Below are 1,315 nucleotides of genomic sequence, written 5' to 3' on the forward strand. Positions count from 1 at the left end.
CCGAAAGGGGTTTGCTGTGGCCTGGGCCGCCGCCGGGCTGGCCATCGCCGTGGCCTTGGCCGGAATCTTCATGGCGGCCCTCCGGCCGGACGCCCCGACCGGACCCGCGGATGCCGCCGCGGCCCAGCCGGACAGGAGCTCGGCCGCGGCCCAACTGGTGCAGCTCGACGTCTTGTCCGCCCCGCTGGACAGCGCCCCGGACTTCACCCTCACCGACCAAAACGGTAAGAACGTCAGCCTGTCCCAATACCGGGGGAAGTCTGTCGTGTTGTCCTTCAACGACGACGAATGTGAGGACCTGTGCACGCTTCTGGCCCAGGACGTTGCCGCCGCCAACACCGACTTGGGTTCGACGGCCGCCGACGTCGTCTTCCTCTCCATAAACGCCAACCCCCTACATACCGCCGTCCAGGACGTGAAGACCTGGACCGACGGCCACGGCCTCGCCTCCGCCCGCAACTGGGTCTTTAGCACGGGGACCCCCGCGCAGCTGGCCGACGTGGCGGCCAGCTATCACGTGCCTGTCAGCGTCGACCCGAAGACCGGCGAAGTGGTCCATGGATCAGAGCTGTTCTTCATCGACCCCGCCGGCAAGGAAGCGGCCATCGGGCAGTTCGGTACCGGTTCCGCGAACACGGCACTGTTCGCCCAGGCCATGGCGCAAACTGCGGCGGACCTTTTGCCCGGCCGCGCCGGTGCTCCGGCCGGCGGCCCAGCGCCCGCAGGTAACACCCCCGCCAGCCCGGCGGCACTGGGCAAGCCGGCGCCGGCCCTCACACTGCCCGGGCTCGCCGACCCCGGAACTCAGCACTCCCTCGACGGGACAAAGGGCAAATACACGGTAGTGAACTTCTGGGCAAGCACCTGCAGCGCATGCGCCGGCGAAATGCCCGAACTCCAGAAAGCGCACACCGACCTCGGCTCCTCCGTAGCCTTCCTGGGAATCGACGTCGCCGACCCCGCCGGCCCGGCGGCAGCCCTCGCCGCAAAGAACGGCACGACCTACCCACTGCTGGCCGATACCAAAGGCACCACGGCAGGGGCGTACCAGATCCCCGGCCTGCCCTTCACCGCCATCATCGCCCCGGACGGCACCCTGGCCGTCCGTCACCCGGGAACCTTCAGCGCCGAACAACTCGAATACGTCCTCCACACCCTCACAAATGGTTCTAAGTGACCACACGAACCTCAGGTTTCTTCTCTCCCGCTGGGGTGGAAGGGACTGCCCCCGGGGGACTGTGGAATTAACGGTGTATCTGGCTCGACACGCCGGGCGGTGAGCCTGGCGGGAGGGAGCCCGATATGGCCGCAACAC

Annotated in this window: 1 protein-coding gene; it reads left to right on the forward strand. The window is 67.9% G+C overall.

What is annotated here, in order from left to right:
- Positions 1-1,177 (forward strand): redoxin domain-containing protein (locus AB4Y86_RS19055; protein ID WP_441403688.1); only part of this gene is annotated, 1,177 nt, incomplete at its 5' end.
- Positions 1,178-1,315 lie beyond the last annotated feature (138 nt).

Origin of the sequence: Arthrobacter sp. 2YAF22_2 (genome assembly GCF_052114645.1) — a bacterium.
Classification (GTDB): domain Bacteria; phylum Actinomycetota; class Actinomycetes; order Actinomycetales; family Micrococcaceae; genus Arthrobacter.